Source organism: Streptomyces sp. NRRL S-87 (assembly GCF_000719335.1).
Lineage (GTDB): Bacteria > Actinomycetota > Actinomycetes > Streptomycetales > Streptomycetaceae > Streptomyces.
This window is the reverse complement of the sequence record NZ_JOGB01000039.1, coordinates 43,008-62,164: the sequence shown is the minus strand read 5'-3', so window position 1 is coordinate 62,164 and position 19,157 is coordinate 43,008. Positions and strand designations below refer to the sequence as shown.

19 protein-coding genes and 2 pseudogenes are annotated in these 19,157 nt (G+C 74.5%); 15 read left to right on the top strand and 6 right to left on the bottom strand.

The window, feature by feature from the left end:
- Positions 1-170 precede the first annotated feature (170 nt).
- Positions 171-1,048: pseudogene (locus tag IF43_RS36825) on the top strand (phosphatidylinositol-specific phospholipase C).
- Positions 1,049-1,201: 153 nt separating this feature from the next.
- Here IF43_RS36825 and IF43_RS0124000 read toward each other — a convergent pair.
- The 5 genes from IF43_RS0124000 to IF43_RS0123980 form a co-directional block, all read right to left on the bottom strand.
- Complete coding sequence (locus IF43_RS0124000) at positions 1,202-2,608, bottom strand: cell wall metabolism sensor histidine kinase WalK (RefSeq protein ID WP_030204232.1); 1,407 nt, start codon at positions 2,606-2,608, stop codon at positions 1,202-1,204.
- Positions 2,605-3,342: a response regulator transcription factor gene (locus IF43_RS0123995; RefSeq protein WP_030204230.1), complete on the bottom strand. Its 738-nt coding sequence runs from the start codon at positions 3,340-3,342 to the stop codon at positions 2,605-2,607. The genes IF43_RS0124000 and IF43_RS0123995 overlap by 4 nt, the downstream gene beginning before the upstream one ends.
- 71 nt (positions 3,343-3,413) lie before the next feature.
- Positions 3,414-4,541 (bottom strand): S1C family serine protease, encoded by a 1,128-nt coding sequence (locus tag IF43_RS0123990; RefSeq protein WP_063753387.1) that lies wholly within the window; start codon positions 4,539-4,541, stop codon positions 3,414-3,416.
- An 89-nt stretch (positions 4,542-4,630) separates the two neighbouring features.
- Positions 4,631-5,665, bottom strand: a complete 1,035-nt coding sequence (locus tag IF43_RS0123985) for a LacI family DNA-binding transcriptional regulator (RefSeq protein WP_030204226.1) — start codon at positions 5,663-5,665, stop codon at positions 4,631-4,633.
- Positions 5,666-5,785: 120 nt separating this feature from the next.
- Positions 5,786-6,538 carry a response regulator transcription factor gene (locus IF43_RS0123980; RefSeq protein ID WP_030204225.1) on the bottom strand — a complete coding sequence of 251 codons (753 nt, stop codon included), beginning with the start codon at positions 6,536-6,538 and terminating at the stop codon, positions 5,786-5,788.
- Positions 6,539-6,801: 263 nt separating this feature from the next.
- Here IF43_RS0123980 and IF43_RS0123975 point away from each other — a divergent pair.
- The 11 genes and pseudogenes from IF43_RS0123975 to IF43_RS0123930 all read left to right on the top strand — a co-directional run.
- Positions 6,802-7,623 (top strand): annotated as a pseudogene (locus IF43_RS0123975) (alpha/beta hydrolase); the annotation flags it as partial.
- A gap of 42 nt (positions 7,624-7,665) precedes the next feature.
- Positions 7,666-7,920 carry a MoaD/ThiS family protein gene (locus tag IF43_RS42990; RefSeq protein WP_234332514.1) on the top strand — a complete coding sequence of 85 codons (255 nt, stop codon included), beginning with the start codon at positions 7,666-7,668 and terminating at the stop codon, positions 7,918-7,920.
- Between the two features lie 8 nt (positions 7,921-7,928).
- A complete protein-coding gene (locus tag IF43_RS42985; RefSeq protein ID WP_051795969.1) occupies positions 7,929-9,788 on the top strand; it encodes a hypothetical protein in 1,860 nt (619 codons plus the stop codon).
- 338 nt (positions 9,789-10,126) lie between these two features.
- On the top strand, positions 10,127-10,822 hold the full coding sequence (locus IF43_RS0123965; RefSeq protein WP_030204222.1) for a DUF2993 domain-containing protein: 696 nt from the start codon (positions 10,127-10,129) through the stop codon (positions 10,820-10,822).
- Positions 10,823-11,051: 229 nt separating this feature from the next.
- Positions 11,052-11,132 (top strand): putative leader peptide, encoded by an 81-nt coding sequence (locus IF43_RS43915; RefSeq protein WP_369405192.1) that lies wholly within the window; start codon positions 11,052-11,054, stop codon positions 11,130-11,132.
- Between the two features lie 229 nt (positions 11,133-11,361).
- The gene (locus IF43_RS0123960; RefSeq protein ID WP_030204221.1) at positions 11,362-12,207 is read left to right on the top strand and encodes a sulfurtransferase; all 846 of its coding nucleotides are present in this window, start codon (positions 11,362-11,364) and stop codon (positions 12,205-12,207) included.
- 49 nt (positions 12,208-12,256) lie between these two features.
- On the top strand, positions 12,257-12,547 hold the full coding sequence (locus tag IF43_RS0123955) for a DUF1416 domain-containing protein (protein WP_030204220.1): 291 nt from the start codon (positions 12,257-12,259) through the stop codon (positions 12,545-12,547).
- A 136-nt stretch (positions 12,548-12,683) separates the two neighbouring features.
- The gene (locus IF43_RS0123950; protein WP_030204219.1) at positions 12,684-12,947 is read left to right on the top strand and encodes a DUF3099 domain-containing protein; all 264 of its coding nucleotides are present in this window, start codon (positions 12,684-12,686) and stop codon (positions 12,945-12,947) included.
- A gap of 375 nt (positions 12,948-13,322) precedes the next feature.
- Positions 13,323-13,895: an FABP family protein gene (locus IF43_RS0123940; RefSeq protein ID WP_030204216.1), complete on the top strand. Its 573-nt coding sequence runs from the start codon at positions 13,323-13,325 to the stop codon at positions 13,893-13,895.
- A gap of 106 nt (positions 13,896-14,001) precedes the next feature.
- Positions 14,002-14,463 (top strand): Fur family transcriptional regulator, encoded by a 462-nt coding sequence (locus tag IF43_RS0123935; RefSeq protein ID WP_030204214.1) that lies wholly within the window; start codon positions 14,002-14,004, stop codon positions 14,461-14,463.
- Positions 14,464-14,559: 96 nt separating this feature from the next.
- A complete protein-coding gene (locus IF43_RS0123930) occupies positions 14,560-15,534 on the top strand; it encodes a folate-binding protein YgfZ (RefSeq protein ID WP_030204211.1) in 975 nt (324 codons plus the stop codon).
- Positions 15,535-15,635: 101 nt separating this feature from the next.
- On the opposite strand, the gene dtd is transcribed toward IF43_RS0123930, so the two are convergent.
- Positions 15,636-16,061, bottom strand: a complete 426-nt coding sequence (gene dtd / locus IF43_RS0123925; protein ID WP_030204209.1) for a D-aminoacyl-tRNA deacylase — start codon at positions 16,059-16,061, stop codon at positions 15,636-15,638.
- A gap of 124 nt (positions 16,062-16,185) precedes the next feature.
- Here dtd and IF43_RS0123920 point away from each other — a divergent pair, with 124 nt between their 5' ends.
- From IF43_RS0123920 to IF43_RS0123910, 3 genes are all read left to right on the top strand, one after another.
- On the top strand, positions 16,186-16,818 hold the full coding sequence (locus IF43_RS0123920) for a hypothetical protein (protein ID WP_030204203.1): 633 nt from the start codon (positions 16,186-16,188) through the stop codon (positions 16,816-16,818).
- An 86-nt stretch (positions 16,819-16,904) separates the two neighbouring features.
- Positions 16,905-18,158 carry a GNAT family N-acetyltransferase gene (locus IF43_RS0123915; RefSeq protein ID WP_030204202.1) on the top strand — a complete coding sequence of 418 codons (1,254 nt, stop codon included), beginning with the start codon at positions 16,905-16,907 and terminating at the stop codon, positions 18,156-18,158.
- Between the two features lie 84 nt (positions 18,159-18,242).
- On the top strand, positions 18,243-19,154 hold the full coding sequence (locus IF43_RS0123910) for a sigma-70 family RNA polymerase sigma factor (RefSeq protein WP_030204199.1): 912 nt from the start codon (positions 18,243-18,245) through the stop codon (positions 19,152-19,154).
- The last annotated feature ends 3 nt before the right edge of the window (positions 19,155-19,157 follow it).

Here is a 19,157-nt window from a genome sequence, read left to right as displayed (position 1 = left end):
AGTGAGGAGGGCGGCGGACCCGTGGGGGTCCGCCGCCCTCCGGCGTTCCCCGGCGCCCCGACCGCGGGGCCCCCGCCCCGGTGTCCGGCTGCACGACCCTTCCGTCTCTTGATGTGTGCACGTCATACTCGCGCTCGACCAGTCGTGCGGGGCGGACACAGGGGGCGGCCATGGGCCTGGATCGGCGCACGTTTCTCGTCGGAACGCTCGCGGCCGGCGCGGCCGGCGCAGGCGCCGCACTCGGGGCCCCGGCGGCCTCCGCCGCGGCCGCCGGCGTCCAGGACTGGATGGGCGCCATCCCCGACGAGACGCCGCTCCAGCGGCTCACCGTCCCGGGCACCCACGACTCCGGCGCCCGCTACGGCGGCCTCTACGTCGCCTGCCAGAACACCACGATCGCGGAGCAGCTGGACTCCGGCATCCGCTTCCTCGACGTGCGCTGCCGCGTCACCGGCGGCTCCTTCGCGATCCACCACGCCGCGTACTACCAGAACCTGATGTTCGGCGACGTCCTCGTCGCCTGCCGGGACTTCCTCGCCGCACACCCCCGCGAGACCGTCCTCATGCGGGTCAAGCAGGAGTACTCCGAGGAGAGCGACGCGACCTTCCGCGCGGTCTTCGACGACTACCTCGACCGGCGCGGCTGGCGCCCGCTCTTCCGCATCGACCCCGCCCTGCCGAACCTCGGCAGGCCCGCGGCAGGGTCGTCCTGCTCGCCGACAACGCCGGACTGCCCGGACTGCGCTACGGCGACCCCGGCGTCTTCGACATCCAGGACGACTACATGGCGGAGCCCTTCGCCAAGCGCGGCAGGATCGAGGACCACTTCCGCAAGGCCGTCGCACAGCCCGGCCGGCTCTTCGTGAACTACACGAGTACGGCCGCCCTGCTGCCGCCCCGCTGGAACTCCGACCGCCTCAACCCCCAGGTGCAGTCCTTCGTCGACGGCGGGGAACTGGCCGGCCGGACCGGCCTCGGGATCGTCCCCATGGACTTCCCGAACACCCGCTCCGGCCTGATCGCCTCCCTCCTCCGCCACAACCCCTGACCCGTACGGCCGCGGGCGGGTGGCCGCCCGCGGCCGGCCGTCCCACCGTGGGGGCATGGCGAGCGACCCGTCGTGAACCAGGTCGAGCTGCTCGAAGCCGGCTACCGCCACTGCAGGCAACACCCGCGGGATCCCTCCTGCTGAGCCGTGCTCTCAGGAGTCCGGGAGGTCCGGGGGCGGCGTCGGGGCGCCGGGGAGGCGCAGGACCGCCTCGGTGCCCGGGTCCGCGGGGCGCAGCTCCGCGGTGCCGCCCGCCTGGTGGACCGTGCGGGCCACGATCGACAGGCCCAGGCCGCTGCCGGGCAGCGCCCGCGCCGACGGCGACCGCCAGAACCGCTCGAAGACGTGCGGCAGCTCCTCGGCGGGGATGCCCGGCCCGTGGTCCCGCACGGTCAGCTCCCCGGCCCGCAGCCGGACCTCGACGGCCCCGCCGGGCGGGCTGAACTTGACCGCGTTGTCGAGGACGTTGACCACCGCCCGCTCCAGCGCCGCCGGCTCGGCCCGTACGTACCAGGGGTCCAGCTCGGCGCTGAAGGCCAGCTCGGGGCCGCGCAGCCGGGCCCGCGCCAGGGCGCTCCCGGCGATCTCGTGCAGGGCCACCACCTGGAGCGGTCCGGGCACGGCGGCCTCGGGCCGGGACAGCTCCTGGAGGTCCCCGATCAGCGCGGCCAGCTCCGTCATCTGCGCCTTGACCGAGGCCAGCAGCTCCCGGCGGTCCTCGGGCGGGATCGCCCGGCCGGTCTCCTCGCTGCGCGCGAGGAGCTCGACGTTGGTGCGCAGCGAGGTCAGCGGGGTGCGCAGTTCGTGCCCGGCGTCGGCGATGAGCTGGGCCTGCCGGTCGCGGGAGGAGGCCAGGGCGGCGGTCATCGAGTTGAACGACCGCGACAGCCGGGCGATCTCGTCCTCGCCCTCGTCGGGGATGCGGACGGTCAGGTCCTCGGTACGGGCGATGTGCTCGACGGCGCCGGTGAGTTCGTCCACCGGCCGCAGCCCGGTCCGCGCCACCCACAGTCCGGCCGCTCCGGCCCCGACCGCCCCGATGCCGCCGAGGGCCAGGAGCACCCAGGCGAGGGTGTCGAGGGGCTTGTCGATGTCGGACAGCGGCCGGGCGACGGAGATGGCGATCTGGGTGGTGCCCAGGGCGCCGCGGTCCCAGGTGGCCGGCAGGGTCAGCACGCGCAGCGGAGTGCCGTCCGTGGAGACCGAGTCGTAGAGGGTGGCGCGCCGCGCCCCCGCCGCCACCTCGGTGTCGGTCTTCGTGGCCCGCGGGGCGAGCCAGCCGTCCACCAGGCAGTGCTGGCCGTCGGGCAGCACGATCTGCACCGAGGCGCTGAGGTTGCTCTTGATCCGGCCCGGTACGGGTACGGACTGCTGACAGCCGTACCTGACCTGCTCCACCACGTTCGTGGAGCGCAGCGAGGCGTCCAGCTGGTCGCGCAGCGTGGTGCGCACCATGAACCAGCACACCAGCGCCACCGCCGCCACGGCGAAGGCCACCGCCCCCGCCACCAGCAACGCCAGGCGCGAGCGCAGCGGCAGCGAGCCGAACCAGTGCCTCACTCGGCACCTCCGCCCTCGCCGGCCCGCAGCACGTAGCCCACCCCGCGGACGGTGTGGACCAGGCGCGGCTCGCCGCCGGCCTCGGTCTTGCGGCGCAGGTACATCACGTAGACGTCCAGGGAGTTGGAGCTGGGCTCGAAGTCGAAGCCCCACACGGTCTTGAGGATCTGCTCGCGGGTCAGCACCTGGCGCGGGTGCGCCAGGAACATCTCCAGCAGCGTGAACTCGGTACGGGTCAGCTCGACCGGCCGCCCGCCCCGGGTGACCTCGCGGGTGGCCAGGTCCATGCGCAGGTCGCCGAAGGACAGCACGTCCTCCGCGGCCGCGGCGTCCGCGGCGGGGGCGGTGTACCGGCTGCGCCGCAGCAGCGCCCGGATCCGGGCGAAGAGCTCGTCCAGCTCGAAGGGCTTGACGAGGTAGTCGTCGGCCCCGGCGTCGAGGCCGGTGACCCGGTCGCCGACGGTGTCGCGGGCGGTGAGCATCAGGATCGGCGTGACGGACCCGGCGGCGCGCAGCCGCCGGGCCGCGGTCAGGCCGTCCATGCGGGGCATCTGGATGTCGAGCACGATCAGCTCGGGCGCGTACGCCGCCGCCTTCTCCAGGGCGTCGAGCCCGTCGACGGCGGTCTCGGTGGCGTAGCCCTCGAAGGCCAGGCTGCGGCGCAGCGCCTCGCGCACGGCCGGCTCGTCGTCGACGATGAGGATGCGCTGCGGGTCGCCTTCGGCGGGGTTCATCGGCTCGGGGTCCTTCTCAAGAGGGCGGGGCCCGGGTGGGTCCCGGGCCCCCAGCCTTGCACGGCGGCGGGTCAGAAGAGGGTGCCGAAGAACCCGTCGCCGCCGCGGTCGCCGCCCTCCTGCTGCCGGCCGTTCCCGGCGCCGCCGCTGCCGCCGTCGCGCAGCGCGCCGAGGTCCTTCTTGACGGTGTCGACGGGGATGGCGAAGCCGAGGCCGACGCTGCCCGCGCCCGACTGCCCCGTGGAGGGCGAGTAGATGGCGGAGTTGATGCCGACGAGGTTGCCGTTCATGTCGAACAGGCCGCCGCCGGAGTTACCGGGATTGAGGGAGGCGTCGGTCTGGATCGCCTTGTAGGTGGTCTTCGACGAGCCGGTGTCGCCGTTGAACTGGCGGCCGCCGAACTCGAACGGCCAGCCGCCGTCCTGCTGCCACTGCTGCCGGCCGCCGTCGCCGCCGTCGCCGCCGTCCGACTTGGGGACGGTCACGTCGCGGTTCAGCGCGGAGACGATGCCGCTGGTGACGGTGCCGGTCAGGCCCTCGGGGGAGCCGACGGCCACGACCTGGTCGCCGACCGAGAGCTTGGAGGAGTCGCCGAGCGCGGCGGCCCTGAGGCCGCCGGCGCCGGACAGCTTGACCAGGGCGAGGTCCTTGTCGGGGTCGGTGCCGACGGTCTTGGCTCCGTACGTCCTGCCGTCGGAGGTCCGGACCTTGATGGAGGTGGCGCCCGCCACCACGTGGTTGTTGGTGAGCACCTCACCGCCGGAGCTGATGATCACACCGGAGCCGGTGGCGGTGCCGTTGGCCGTCGTGACGTCGAACTCGACGATGGAGGGCAGGACCTGCCGGACGACGCCGCTGACCGTGCCGGCGTCGGACCGGGAGACGTTCGTGCCGGAGACGCCGTTCACGGTGCCGCCGTCCTTGCCGAGGAACTGGCCGATCGCGTACGAGGTGCCGCCGCCGACCAGCGCGGCCGCCAGGGCCACCGCGGCGACCAGCGCCGCCGGGCGCCGGGAGCGGGCGGGTGCCGCGTGGCCGGCCGGTACGCCGTGGCCGACCGGTGCCGCCGGCGCGTACGCCGGCGGCGGGGGGTACCCCGCGGCCTGCTCCTGCTGCGGGTAGCCGGTGTCCTGCTGCGGGGGGCCGGTGGGGTTCTCCTGCTGCGGGTACCCGCCTTCGTGGCGGTGGCTGTCGGTCATGGACCAGACTCTGGCCGCCGATCATGAGAGCTTCCTGAGTACCCGCTGAGAAGCCCGACAGAAGACTGTATGCCCGGAATAAAGGGCCGTCAGGAGCCGCTGGGGTGGCAGCCGCAGGAACGGCGGACCACCAGCGCGGACGGGAACTGCTTGAGCCGCTCCCGCCGGGACCCGGCCACCCGCAGCGCGTCGTCGAGCACCAGGTCCACCGCGGCCCGGGCCATCGCCGGCCGGTCGGAGGCGATGGTGGTCAGCGGGGGGTCGGTCAGGGCCGCTTCCTTCACGTCGTCGAAGCCGGCCACCGCCAGTTCGCCCGGCACGTCGATGCGCAGCTCGCGGGCGGCCCGCAGGACGCCGATGGCCTGGTCGTCCGTGGCGCAGAAGATCGCGGTGGGCCGGTCCGGCCGGGCCAGCACCTCCAGGGCGACCCGGTAGGCGTCGTACCGGTTGTACGGGGCCTCGATGAGCCGGCCCTCGACCGAGCGGCCGGACTCCAGCATGGCCCGCCGCCAGCCCTCGACGTGGTCGGCGACGGGGTCGCCGACGGACGGGGTGTTCTCGATGCCCCCGATGCAGGCCACGTACTCGTGCCCGTGCTCCAGCAGGTGGCGGGTGGCGAGCTGGGCGCCGCCCACGTCGTCGGTGACGACGGCCACGTCGTCCATGGCCTCCGGCCGCTCGTGCAGCAGGACGACCCGGGCGTCCCAGGCCTCGATCTCGCTCGCGGCCTGCTCGCTCATGCCCTGGCTGACCAGGATGAGTCCGGAGACCCGCATGCCGAGGAAGGCGCGGAGGTAGTGGACCTCGCGCTCGGTGCGGTAGTCGGAGTTGCCGACCAGGACCATCTTCCCGCGCTCGGCCGCGGCCTGTTCGACGGCGTGCGCCATCTCGGCGAAGAAGGGCTGGCGCGCGTCGGGGACGATCATGCCTATGAGGTCGGTGCGCCGTGAGGCCATCGCCTGGGCGACGCGGTCGGGCCGGTACCCCAGTTCCTTGATCGCTGCGAGGACACGCTCGCGCGTGGCCGGGGCGACCGGCCGGGGTCCGTTGTTGATCACGTAGCTCACGACGGCGGTAGAAGTACCCGCAAGTCGCGCCACGTCGTCCCGCGTCACCTTGGCCACGCGCGGAATTCTACGCGGGGTGACCGCCGCGTGGGCAGGGCGTCTGCCCAGCGGACGATCTCGCGTGCTCCCCCGGACGGCCTACACGCCGGCCGGGGGAGCCGGAACGGTCGTCCGCCCCTACCGGCGGGCCGGCGTCCCGGCCTCGGCGGCGGTCTCCGTGGCCGCCTTGCTGCGGGCCTCCTCGGCCGCCCGTTCCACCTTCTCGGGGGCGACGAAGCGGTAGCCGACGTTGCGCACCGTGCCGATCAGGGACTCGTGCTCCGGGCCCAGCTTGGCGCGCAGCCGCCGTACGTGGACGTCGACCGTACGGGTGCCGCCGAAGTAGTCGTACCCCCACACCTCCTGCAGGAGCTGGGCCCGGGTGAAGACCCGGCCCGGGTGCTGCGCGAGGTACTTGAGCAGCTCGAACTCCTTGAAGGTCAGGTCCAGGACCCGGCCCTTGAGCTTGGCGGAGTACGTCGCCTCGTCGACCGACAGGTCGCCGTTGCGGATCTCCATGGGGGAGTCGTCGGAGCCGAGCTGCTGGCGGCCCGTGGCCAGCCGCAGCCGGGCCTCGACCTCCGCCGGGCCGGCCGTGTCGAGCAGGACGTCGTCGATGCCCCAGTCGGCGGTCACGGCGGCCAGGCCGCCCTCGGTCACGACGAGGACGAGCGGGCAGCCGGGCCCGGTGGAGCGCAGCAGCTGGCAGAGCGACCGCACCTGGGGCAGGTCGCGGCGGCCGTCGACGAGGATCACGTCGGCGCCGGGGGTGTCCACGAGCGCGGGGCCCTCGGCGGGGGCCACGCGCACGCTGTGCAGGAGCAGACCCAGGGCGGGCAGCACCTCGGTGGACGGCTGGAGGGCGTTGGTCAGCAGCAGGAGTGAGCTCATCGCCGACCACCTGCCCGGGTCGGACGGTCGTGCGTGGTTCGCTGGCCCATCACGTCGGTTCCTCCTCGGTCCCGTCGAGGACTGTGCGCACTGCTTCTGACGGTACTGCGGTACGGACCCCGCGCCCGGGGGCCCGCGACCGGACCGGTGTGGAACCAGGGTTCCACCGGCTGCCGGTGTTCGTGCTGTGTTCAACGTGCTGAAAGCACAAAAGGACCCGGGGGCAACGTTGCCCGGATCCTCTGCGCAGCAGAATAGCCCACATGAGTACCGCGCGAGAGGGCGTGCCGGGAGCCGACCGTGTGGTCCGCACCACGCTGGTCACGGCGGACGGGGTGCCGATCGAGGCCCGGTACGAGCCCGGATCCGGGCCTGCGGAGAACGGAGCGATCGTGGTGGCGCACGGGTTCGGCGGTTCCTGCGACCGGCCCGCGGTGCGGCGCGCGGCGGCGGTGATGGCCCGGCGCGCGGCGGTCGTCACCTTCTCCTTCCGAGGCCACGGCCGCTCCGGGGGGCGCTCCACGCTGGGCGACCGCGAGGTGCTGGACCTGGCCGCCGTGGTGGCCTGGGCGCGCGAACGGGGGCACGCCCGGGTGGCCACCGTCGGCTTCTCGATGGGCGGCTCGGTGGTGCTGCGGCACGCGGCCCTCACGGCGGGCCCCGCTCCGCTCGGGGGGTCGGGCGGGCTCCGGGAGCACGGGGGGCGTGCGGAAGCACGGCCGGCCGCCGTGGCCGCCGTGAGCGCCCCCGCCCGGTGGTACTACCGGGGGACCGCGCCCATGCGGCGGCTGCACTGGGTGGTGACGACCCCGGCCGGGCGGCTGGTGGCCCGCGCGGGACTGGGGACGCGGATCTCGGCACGGGAGTGGTCGCCCGTACCGCTCGCCCCGTACGCGTCGGTGCCGCTGATCGCGCCGGTCCCGCTGCTGATCGTGCACGGCGACCGCGACCCCTACTTCCCGCTCGACCACCCGCGGATGCTCGCCGCGGCCGGCCCGGCGGAGCTGTGGCTGGAGCGGGGCATGGGGCACGCCGAGAACGCGGCCGACGAGGCGCTCCTGGGCCGCCTGGCGGACTGGCTCACGGGTACGAGACGGCATGATGGACCCCCGACGAAAGGAGCTGCTGTGGCAGCGGGAACCATCCGCTACTGGGCGGCGGCCAAGGCCGCGGCCGGGACCGCGGAGGAGCCGTACGCGGCGGAGACGCTCGCGGAGGCGCTGGACGCCGCGCGCGAGCGGCACCCCGGGGAGCTGGTGCAGGTGCTGAAGCGGTGCTCGTTCCTGGTCGACCACGACCCGGTGGGCACCCGGCCGCACGACTCCGTGCGCCTGACCGAGGGCGGCACGGTCGAGGTCCTCCCGCCGTTCGCGGGCGGGTGAGGGGCGAGATGAGCGAGCAGCACCACGGGCACCCCGACACGGGGCAGCCCGCCCCGGAGCCGTACGCGGGCGGGCCGCAGGACCCGTTCTCCACCCAGACCTGGTCGTCGGAGACCTGGGACACCACCTACCAGCCGGTCTTCCGGCCCGAGGGGGCCCCGGGCGGCCACGCCGCCGACCCCGCGGCGTACCCCGACGCGGGAAGGGGCGCGGTCCCGCAGCAGCACGACCCGCACACCCCGCACGACCCGCTCACCCCGCACGACCCGCACGCCCAGCAGTCCGGCCCGTGGCCGCAGCCGGCCGACCCCCAGGCGCCGCAGGCCCCGTCCTGGGCGCGGCACACCCCGGCGCCCGGCACCGCCGCCGCGCCGGCCGCCTGGCCGGAGGCCGGCACGGGCGCGGGCGCTCCGGGCCCGGGCCCGTCGACCTGGACCGACGCCGGGACGGGCCCGGCCGCGGCCCCGCCGACCGCCGCGCCCTGGCCCGAGGCGGGCACCGGTCAGGTCGCCCCCGCTCCCGCCGCGACGCCGTGGCCCGAGGCGGGCACGGGCCAGGTCGCCCCCGCGCCGGCCGCCACGCCGTGGCCGGAGGCGGGCACCGGCCAGGTCGCTTCCGCTCCCGTCGCCACGCCGTGGCCCGAGGCCGGTACGGGGCACACCCCGGCCGGGGCTCCGTGGCCGGAGGCGGGCACCGGTCAGGTCGCCCCCGCTCCCACCGCCGCGCCGTGGCCCGACGCGGGCACGGGGCAGGCCCCGGTCGCCGCCGCCGGCGACGCCGCGGAGACGGCGTACCTGCCGCCGGTCCGGGACGACGCCCCGTTCGGCGCGGCCGACGCCGCCGCGACCGCCTACCTCCCGCCCGTGCGCGAGGACGGCCCGGCGCCGTACGCCGTGGACGCCGCGGACGCCGTGGCGGAGACCGCGTACCTGCCGCCCGTCCGCGACGAGGAGGCCCCGCGGGGCCGCCACGGCGCGCGCCCGCAGCAGCCGGCCCCGGTCGGCACAGACCCGGACCCCGCGGCGCCCGGCGCCGGCGGCGCACCGCAGCCGGGCCCGCCCGGCGGCGCCGAGACGGGTGAGTACTCGGCCCCCGTCACCCTCGGCAGCGTGCGGGTGCGCGACCCGCGCCAGGCCCGCGCCGAAGGCCGTTCGCCGATCATCGACCCGGGTCCGCAGTCCGCCCTGATCACGGCTGCGCTCGGGGGCCTGATGGCGGTCGCCGCGGGCCTCGGCCAGTACGCGCTGCTGCTCCCGCTCGTCGCCCTCCAGGGCCTCACCGCGGCCGGCTGGTTCCGGCTCAACGGCATGTGGCCGGCCCGCCAGGGCATCGCGCTCGCGTTCCTCGGCGGCCTTGTCGCCGACGGCGCGGTGCTCGCCACCGGGCGGGGCCCCGCGGCCGTGCTCGGCACCCTGGGCGTCTGGGTGCTGCTCACCCTGGTGCTCCAGCTGCGCTCGCACGCCGATCCCGACGAGCGCATGTACGGCCTGATGGCCAGCGTCGCCTCGGCGGCCCTGGCGGTCGTGTGCGCCGGCTACCTCGCCGCGGACCACGGTGCGGTCACGGTCGGCGCCGCCGCGGTGGCGGTCGCCGCGGTCGTGCGGGCCCTGCCGCTGCCCGCGGCGCCGTCCGTGGGCGTCTCGCTGGCCGCCGCGGCCGGCGTCGGCCTGCTCGTGGGCGGGTTCGCGGGGACCGGCGCGGGCGGGGCGCTGATCGGCCTCGCGGCGGGCGCGTGCGCCCTGGCCGGCCTGCGCGTGGCGGCGTACGACTACCCGTCGAAGTTCGTCCACATGACGGCCGGCGTCGCGCTGCCGCTGGCCTTGGCCGCGCCCGCCGTCCACCTGGTCGGCCGGGTGGTCGCCGGCTGACCCGCGCGCCCGGAGCGCGTGGGTCCCGTGGTGCGTGGGGTGTGGGGTGTGGGGTGTGGGGGAGCCCCCTTGCCCCAGAGGTGGGCCTGCCGTCAGGGCCTGCGGGTCGCGACGGTCACGACGGTCACGACGGTCACGCACCGAGGGGACCCGCACACCGCGCCCCCGATCCCACCGCATCCGGGGAACCGCGGGCCGGGGAACGTTCGTAGTACCGGAGGGCGACCGCCGCCGGGCCCGACCGCGGGTCCGGCCGGTCGCCCCGGTCGTGGCCGGACCGGCCGCGGCCGCACCGGCCGTTCGGGCCCGTACGGGCACCACAGGGGGGAACAAGACCAGTGCGGGCACTGCGCATCGTGTTGATCGGACTGGCGGTCCTCGCCGGACTGCTCGTCGCCGCCGACCGCATCGCGGAGGGCCGCGCGGAGAGCGAGCTCGCGGACCGGGTCCGCTTCAGCCAGGGCCGGGCCGGCGGGACCGAGGTGGACATCAGGGGCTTCCCGTTCCTGACCCAGCTCGTCGACCACCGGCTGGAGCGGGTCGACGCGCACCTGCGGGGGGTGGACACCAAGTCCGGCGGCCACCCCGTCCGCGTCACCGAGCTCGACGCGAGCTTCCACGACGTACGGCTGCGCGGGGACTACGAGGGCGGGACCGCCGGCCGCGCGGACGGCACCGCGTTCCTGTCGTACGCCGACCTGACCGCGGCCGCCCAGGAGGGCGTGACCGTCTCGTACGGCGGCGCGCCGGGCAAGGTGAAGGTCACCGCGACCGTCGGCGTCTTCGGCCGGACCCTGTCGCGCAGCGTGGTCTCGACCGTCAGGCTGGTGGGCGGGAACGTGGTGCGGGTGCGGGCCGAGCACGTCCCCGGTGAGGGCTTCCCCGGGCTGGAGGAGCTGATCCGCCGCAAGACCGACTTCGACCGCACCGTCGACGCCCTCCCGAAGGGCCTCTCCCTCGCGTCCGTCACGACGGACGGCGCGGGCGTCCGGGCGGTCCTGAAGGGCACGGACGTCGAGCTCGGCGCCCGCTGAGACGCCGCGGGAACCGCCCCTGACCGGTCGCCCACCGGACACCCGGCCACATATTGAGACACCCGCGTCCGCACCGCAGCCGAAGTGGCCCCAGCGCGGTCCCGCCGCGGTCCCGCACGGCTTCCGGGGCCTTCGGAAGTCGCCTACCGTCCTGACATTCGGACGATCCTGTCTCGGTATATGACACACCGGTGACAGTCCGCCCGGAACCTCCCTACGATTCCTGCCTATGAAGCGACAGGCGGAACTCACGAAGCGGCGGGCAGTAGACCTGTGCCGCGTCGCCGCCATGCTCTGTCGCTCGAGGTGAGCGAGCAGGCCCCGCTCCCCGCGAGCGCCGGCGCCGCTCCTGCCCGGCCGTCGCACGACGACGGCATCCCGCGCGAATCCGCGACCGCCCCGCCCTGCCCGGCCCCGGCGTGCCTCCCCGCATCCCGGCATCCGGACACCCGGTCTCCGGGCGGCCGCCGACCCGCGCACCGCAGCACCCGCAGCACTCCCTGCACCACCCGCCGCACACTGCCCCGGAGGAGAACACCATGAGCCGCAGCGACGTACTCGTCGACGCCGACTGGGTCGAGGCCCACCTCGACGACCCGAAGGTCGTCGTCGTGGAGGTGGACGAGGACACGTCCGCCTACGACAAGAACCACATCAGGAACGCCGTCCGGATCGACTGGAAGCAGGACCTCCAGGACCCGGTCCGCCGCGACTTCGTGGACCAGGAGGGCTTCGAGGCGCTCCTCTCCCGCAAGGGCATCGCCAACGACGACACCGTGGTCCTCTACGGCGGCAACAACAACTGGTTCGCCTCGTACGCCTACTGGTACTTCAAGCTGTACGGCCACCAGGACGTCAAGCTCCTCGACGGCGGCCGCAAGAAGTGGGAGCTCGACTCCCGCGACCTGGTCGACGGCGCCGAGGTCCCGAACCGCCCGGCCACCTCTTACAAGGCCCAGGCCCAGGACACCTCCATCCGCGCCTTCCGCGACGACGTCGTGGCCGCCATCGGCGCCCAGAACCTGGTCGACGTCCGCTCGCCCGACGAGTTCTCCGGCAAGCTCCTCGCCCCGGCGCACCTCCCGCAGGAGCAGTCGCAGCGTCCCGGCCACGTGCCCAGCGCCCGCAACATCCCGTGGTCGAAGAACGCCAACGACGACGGCACGTTCAAGTCGGACGACGAGCTCAAGGCCCTGTACGCCGACGAGCAGGTGGACCTGGCGAAGGACACCATCGCCTACTGCCGCATCGGTGAGCGCTCCGCGCTGACGTGGTTCGTGCTGCACGAGCTCCTCGGCGTCGAGAACGTCAAGAACTACGACGGCTCGTGGACCGAGTACGGCTCCCTCGTCGGCGTGCCGATCGAGATCGGCGCCAACAAGTAACACCGGGCACGCAGGACCCCCCTTATACCTCTAGGACAGGACAGAGAACATGTGTGGAGCTCCGATCGGCGGCCCCGACGTCAGCACGCTCAAGCCGGGCGAGACGGCCATCCAGGGCCAGGTGACCAAGGACGGCGAGCCCGTCACCGGTTACGTGCGCCTGCTGGACGGCTCCGGTGAGTTCACCGCCGAGGTCCCGACCTCGGCCACCGGCCAGTTCCGCTTCTACGCGGCCACCGGCGAGTGGACGCTGCGCGCCCTGGTTCCGGGCGCCCAGGCCGACCGCAAGGTCGTCGTCACCGAGACCGGCAGCCTGACGGACGTCGCGATCGCGGTCTGACGACCGCCGCCGGCTGCCGCGGGGCAGCCACGTGTACCGGCCGGAGGGCCGCACCCCAGGGGGTTGGACGCCACTGGATCGGGGTGCGGCCCTTCGCGCCGTTCCGGGGCCGCCGCGGGGTCCGTACGCTGGAGTCATGTACGCCCGGCGCAGACGCGCCTACTTCCTGCTGATGGGCGGATGCCTGGTCCTCTTCGTCTCCGCCTGGGGATTCGTGCGCCTGTGGTCGGTGCCGGCCGCCGTGGGGATGTGCGTGGTGGCCATGGTCATCCCGCCGGTGGCCGCGATGATCGCGAACCGGCGCGGCCCGGACGACCGCTGGTGGGACGACCCGTCCGGGGACCCGCAGTCCGACGAGTGGTGGGACGAACTGGACGGAAAGCGGCGCCGCGACGAATAGCGCCGTTCCACCGGACGGTCGTGCTGCGGGACCAGCTGCTCGGGCAGCGCGGGGACCAGGTCCGTACGGGGCTCCCGCACGCGTCGGACACCCGTACGGGCAACCTCGCAGAGAGCGTCCCGGCCCGGCCCGATAGGCTGGGACCGGCCTTCCCTCCGGCCGCCTTCCGGCTGCAGCGCCGGGGGACCCAACCGATCGTCCGAGGAGCACCCCGTGCTTGAGGCATTCTTCACCTCCCTGCTGGTCCTGGTCTGCGTCGGCGTGCTCGCCTTCACCGGCCTGGCCGTGAAGAAGCTGTACCAGGGTCAGCGCTGACCACCCCGGAAACCCCACCCCGGAAACCCCGTCGACACCCAGAGATCGCCTGAGCCACTCATGATCCAGATCCCGTCCGACCTCAAGCCGGAACTCGTTCCGCTCGCCTTCCTCCTCGGTACCTGGGAAGGCGCGGGCGTCTTCGACTTCCCCGGTGAAGAGAAGTGCAACTTCGGCCAGGAGGTCGTCTTCGGCCACGACGGCCGGGACTTCCTGGAGTACACCTCGCGCACCTGGGTCCTCGACAGCGAGGGCAACAAGGTCCGCCCGCTGGAGTCGGAGACCGGCTACTGGCGCATCGACAAGGACCGCAAGGTCGAGATCGTCATGATCCGCGACCAGGGCGTCGTCGAGGTCTGGTACGGCGAGCTGGCCGACCGGAAGCCGCAGATCGACCTGGCCACGGACGCCGTCGCCCGCACCGCCGCCTCGGGCCCGTACAACGGCGGCAAGCGCCTGTACGGGTACGTCAAGGGCGACCTCATGTGGGTCGGCGAGAAGACCACCCCGGAGGTCCCGCTGCGCCCGTACATGTCGGCGCAGCTCAAGAAGGTCGTCACCCCGGAGGAGGTCGCCGAGATGGCGCGCAACCTCCCGGACATGCCGGACGACGGCATCGCCTTCTTCCGCTGAGCCGTGCGCTGAGCTCCCGCCGGGCCCCGGGCCCGGCGACCCGAAGGGGACCGCGGCCCGCCGCGGTCCCCTTCGGCGTGCCCTGGGGCGCGCTTACACTGGGGCCGTGGTGAGCACCGACTGGAAGAGCGACCTGCGGCAGCGCGGCTACCGCCTGACCCCGCAGCGCCAGCTTGTCCTGGAGGCCGTCGACGCGCTCGAACACGCCACCCCGGACGAGATCCTGGGCGAGGTGCGCAAGACCGCCTCGGGCGTGAACATCTCCACCGTCTACCGGACCCTGGAGCTCCTCGAGGAGCTCGGCCTGGTCTCGCACGCCCACCTCGGGCACGGGGCCCCGACCTACCACCTCGCCGACCGGCACCACCACCTGCACCTGGTCTGCCGGGACTGCACGGAGGTCATCGAGGCCGACGTCGACGTGGCCGCGGACTTCACCGCCAAGCTGCGCGCCGAGTTCGGCTTCGAGACGGACATGAAGCACTTCGCCATCTTCGGCCGCTGCCGGGACTGCGCGGCGAAGCACGGCGCCGCGGCGGCCGCCCCCGCGGAGTCGAGCGGTCGGTAGGCCCGCGGAGTCGAACGGGCGGCGTCGGCCCGCCCGAAGGCCGGCCGGCGGCAGCGGCCCGACCGGACGCCGGCGGGCGGTCGTAGGATCGGCGGTATGACCACCCTCGCCAGCCCTCTGCTCTCGCTGCCCGGTGCCGTCCCCGGGGAAGGCCCCGACGAAGCCGTCGCCGCGCACTACGGCGACCTCTTCCGCGAGCAGCGCGCCCTCGCCGAGGGCCGCGGGTTCGTCGACCTCTCGCACCGCGGCGTCGTCGCCGTCACCGGACCGGAGCGGCTGAGCTGGCTGCACCTGCTGCTCACCCAGCACGTCAGCGAGCTGCCCGCGGGCCTGGCCACCGAGGCCCTGATCCTGTCCGCGAACGGCCACATCGAGCACGCGCTCTACCTCGTCGACGACGGCGACACCGTCTGGGCGCACGTCGAGCCCGGCACGCAGGAGGCGCTGATCGCCTACCTGGAGTCGATGAAGTTCTTCTACCGGGTGGAAGTCGCCGACCGGACCGCCGACCTCGCCGTGGTCCACCTGCCGGCCGGCTCGATCGCCGAGGTCGGCAAGGAGCTCGTCGTACGGGAGACCGCGCACGGCCGCGACGTCTTCCTCCCGCGTGCGGACCTGGAGGCCTTCGCCGCGGCGCACGGGCCGGCCGCCGGACTGCTGGCGTACGAGGCGCTGCGCGTCGAGGCGCACCGCCCGCGGCTCGGCCTGGAGACCGACCACCGGACCATCCCGCACGAGCTGGGCTGGATCGGTACCGCGGTGCACCTGCAGAAGGGCTGCTACCGGGGCCAGGAGACGGTGGCGCGCGTCCACAACCTGGGGAAGCCGCCGCGCCGGCTGGTCTTCCTGCACCTCGACGGCAGCGACGTGGTGCTGCCGCCGCACGGCGCGCCGCTGCGGCTGAAGGCGGACGGCCCGGAGGGCCGCCAGCTCGGCTTCGTCACCACCTCGGTGCGCCACCACGAGCTCGGTCCCATCGCGCTCGGACTGCTGAAGCGGAACGTTCCGGTGGACGCGGAGCTGCTGGCCGGTACGACGGCCGCGGCCCAGGAGGTCGTGGTCGAGCCGTAGGGCGGCCGGTGGTTCGGAGGGCCGGGCCGTGGCTTCGGGCACGGCCCGTGGCTTCGGGGCCGGGCCGGCCAGGGCGGGCGGACGTCTGCCCGGTGCCGTTCCTAGACGTCCAGCAGCACCGTGAACGGGCCGTGGTTCGTCAGCGAGACCCGCATGTCCGCGCCGAACCGGCCCGTCGCCACGGTCGCGCCCAGTGCCCGCAGCTGCGCCACCACCTCGTCGACCAGCGGCTCGGCCACCGGTCCGGGCGCGGCCGCGTTCCACGTGGGCCGGCGTCCCTTGCGGGCGTCGCCGTACAGCGTGAACTGCGAGACGACCAGCAGCGGGGCCCCGTTGTCCGAGCAGGACTTCTCGCCCTCCAGGATCCGTACGGACCACAGCTTGCGCGCCAGCTGCGCCGCCTTCTCCGGGGTGTCGTCGTGGGTCACCCCCACCAGGACGCACAGCCCCTCGCCGACGATCTCCCCGACCGTCTCGCCCGCCACCACCACGCTCGCGCCGTCGACGCGCTGAACCACTGCTCGCATACCACTTGTGTAGCAGGCGTGCACCCGTCCGGGGCCGATCGGGTGGCGTGCGCCTGCACCGCCCCCACGGAGAGTGGCACGATGCACGCAGGCCGTGCGCCCGAGCGAGGGGACATGAATCGTGATGAGCACTTCTGGTACCGGGCAACCCTCCGGACCCGTCCCGACGGCCGCGCGTCCGCCGGCGCAGCGCATCGGCGAACGGCCCGGTGACCGGCCGGGCGACCGACCGGCGGGCGGCGGCAGGCTGCCCGAGGTCCCCCGGCACGACCTGGCCCTGCTGCGGCTGCCGGAGCTGCGCACCGTGCGCCGGGAGGCGCTGCGCGACGAGGCGGACCTGAGCTACGTACGGCGGCTGCTGCAGGGGCGGATCGACATCCTGCGGGCCGAGCTGGGCCGGCGTACCGACCCGGCGGCGCCGGTGGCCGTGGAGGCCGCGGTGGTCGACCGGCTCTCGGAGATCCTCGCCGACGCCCCCTCCCGGCGCAGCGCCTCGGCCCGGCACGTCACCCTGGGCACCCCGCACAGCGAGGAGTACCGGCGGCTGGCCGCCGAGATGCTCGCGGACGTCGAGCTGTCGGACCTCGGCGCCCGGACGGACGAGGAGCTGCACGAGGGCATGGGCCGGCTGGTCCGGTACGAGCAGCAGGTGTCGCGGCGGCGCCAGGCCCTCCAGCGGACGGCGGACGACTGCGGCGCCGAGATCACCCGCCGGTACCGGGACGGCGAGGCGCAGGTCGACGACCTGCTGGCCTGAGGTCGGCCGGATCCGTCCGGCGGCCGCCGCCGCCGGACGGGGAAATTCGCGTGACGGGCCGATCCGGGGCCGCCTAGCGTGACGGAATGACCGTTGAGATCCGCACGATCACCGAATCCGACGTCAAGGACTGGGCCCGGACGACGCTGACCGGCTTCCTGACGCCGGCGGTCCCGACCGACGACGACGTCGCGCAGCGGGTCAAGTACGCGGGCCTGGACCGCTGCCAGGGCGCGTACGACACCCACAGCGGCCGGTGCGTGGCCACCTTCCGCTCCTTCGCGCAGCGGCTGACCGTGCCCGGCGGCGCGAGCATCCCCACGACCGCGGTCTCCGGGGTCGTGGTCGCCCCCACCCACCGGCGCCGCGGCATCCTCAGCCGCATGATGGCCGCCGACCTCGCGGCCGCGCGCGAGCGCGGCGAGGTGGCCGCCACCCTGATCGCCGCCGAGTACCCGATCTACGGGCGGTACGGTTTCGCGCCGGCGACCTCCCTGTGCGAGTGGGAGATCGACACCCTGCGCGCCGGCCTCGACCGCCGCTGGGCGGGCCCGCAGGACGGCGGCCGCGTCGACCTGGCCGAGGCCGCCGAGGTGCGGGAGATCGGCCCGCAGCTCCACGAGCGGCTGCGGGCCCGGCGGCCGGGCGTGATCGACCGCGACGAGCGCTGGTGGAAGCTGGCCACCGGTCTGGAGTCGGTCAGCTGGCGCCCGTACAAGGAGAGGTTCCACGCCGTCTACCGGTCGGCCGACGGCGAGCCGGAGGGACTGGCGGTCTACGCGCCGGCCGACGAGAAGTGGACCGACGCCAAGACCCCCGACCAGAGCCTGGCCGTGCACGACCTGATCGCCGTCACCCCGGCGGCCGAGCGCGCGCTGTGGCACTTCCTGTGCTCGATCGACTGGGTGCGCAGGGTCCGCACCGGCTACCGGGCCCCCGACGACCTCGTCCCCGACCTGCTGCCCAACCGGCGGGCCGCGTCGATCGTGACGAGCGCCGACTGGCTGTGGGTGCGCCTGCTGGACGTCGTACGGGCCCTGGAGGCGCGGACGTACGAGCACCCGGGCGTCCTCGTCCTCGAGGTCGCGGACCCCGACGGCCCGGCCGGCGGCCGCTACCGGCTCGACGCGACCGGCGAGCGGCCCGTCTGCGTCCCGACCGACGGGGCGCCCGACCTGCGCCTGGGCATCGCCGAGTTGAGCGCGCTCTACCTGGGTGACGTGTCGGCCGCGCGGTTGGCGCTGCTGGGGCGGATCTCGGAGGAGCGGCCGGGTGCGGCGGCGCTGGCGGACGACGTGTTCCGCACGGCCCTGCGGCCCTGGTGCCCGGACCTCTTCTGACCGACACCCCGGCGTTGATCTTGGGGTGTCACAATCGGCACGTCCGGTGCGTCATACGGGTGAGACGGCCGACGAGGACGACGGATGGAGCCTGCGGTGCCCCAGAACGACAGTGATCTGCTGGCGGCCCGGTTCGAGGAGAGCCGGCCGCACCTGCGTGCGGTGGCCTACCGGATGCTGGGCAGCCTGAGCGAGGCGGAGGACGCCGTACAGGAGGCGTGGTTCCGGCTGGACCGGACCGACGTGAGCGGCGTGCAGAACCTCGGCGGCTGGCTCACCACGGTCGTCGGCCGGGTGTGCCTCGACCAGCTGCGCTCCCGCAAGGCCCGCCGGGAGGAATCCGTGGACGCCTTCCCCGAGCGGCTGCCCGACCCGGTGGTCAGCCGCGAGGACGGGGCCGACCCCGAGCAGCAGGCGCTGCTGTCGGACTCCGTCGGGTACGCCCTGCTCGTGGTCCTGGACCGGCTCGGGCCGGCGGAACGGCTGGCGTTCGTGCTGCACGACATGTTCGCGGTGCCGTTCGAGGACATCGCCCCGATCGTGGAGAAGACCCCGGCCGCGACCCGGCAGCTGGCCAGCCGGGCCCGCCGGCGGGTGCAGGGCGGCACCCCGAAGCCGGACACGGACACGAGCAGGCGCAGGGAGGTCGTCGGCGCCTTCCTCGCGGCCGCGCGCGACGGGGACTTCGACGGCCTGCTGACCGTCCTCGACCCGGACGTGGTGCTGCGCGTGGACCTCGGGGCGGTGGCCGGCGGCATGGCGCAGCTGGTACGCGGGGCGACGGCGGTGGCGCAGCAGGCGCTCATGTTCTCGAAGCTGGGCGCGGTGTCGGTGCCGGTGCTGGTCAACGGCATGCCGGGCGCGATGGCCGCACCGAACGGGCGGCCGCAGTCGCTCATGGACCTGACGATCGTCGACGGCCGCATCGTCGAGATCAACATCCTGGCGGACCCGGAGCGCATCGCGGCGCTGGACCTCGCCGGGCTGGGCGGCTGACGT